Consider the following 741-nt stretch of genomic DNA (forward strand, 5'->3'; position numbering starts at 1 on the left):
TTACCACCATCCGGAACCAGTATGAATCAAAGAAATATGCCGTCTATACGATCTTAGGCTATACCATGGAAGGCAAGAAGGAAATCATTGGCCTATGGTTGAACGAGACGGAAAGCAAGCACAAATGGATGCAGATCTTTGATGAAATCAAGGCACGAGGTGTGGAAGACATCTTCTTTCTCTCAATGGACGGAGTCAGTGGATTAGAGGAAGGTGCCAGAGCTATTTTTCCTCAAGTCATCGTCCAGCGCTGCATCGTCCATTTAATCCGCAATTCCATCAAATACGTACCAAGCAAGGATTATAAAGCATTTACGCAGGCATTAAGAAAGGTATATAGTGCTCCCAGTCTGAAGGCTTGTCAAAATGCCTTTGCATCCTTCAAACAACAATGGACAGCCTATCCAGGAGCCATTGACGTATGGGAGAGAAACTTTGAACATGTCGAGCAACTCTTTGACTATGGCAGCGCTATTCGTAAAATCATGTATACGACTAACGCCGTGGAAAGCATTCATTCAAGTTTTAGGAAAGTGACTAAAAAAGGAGCATTCCCCAATGAGAATGCCCTGTTAAAAGTATTGTATTTACGTATTAAAGAACTAGAAACAAAATGGGAGGGTGGCCGTATCCAAAATTGGGCCATGGTCAGGAACCAACTACTCCTTCACGACGAACTGAAAGATAGGGTTTTAAGATACCTTGAATAAAGTGTACTTACACACTTTATTTGACAAACCC

Annotated in this window: 1 protein-coding gene; it reads left to right on the forward strand. The window is 42.1% G+C overall.

What is annotated here, in order from left to right:
- Nucleotides 1–710: IS256 family transposase (locus H9631_RS22160; protein WP_191816628.1), on the forward strand; the 710-nt coding region annotated here is incomplete at its 5' end.
- Nucleotides 711–741: the final 31 nt, after the last annotated feature.

The organism is Bacillus norwichensis (genome assembly GCF_014836955.1).
Taxonomy (GTDB): domain Bacteria; phylum Bacillota; class Bacilli; order Bacillales; family Bacillaceae_C; genus Siminovitchia; species Siminovitchia norwichensis.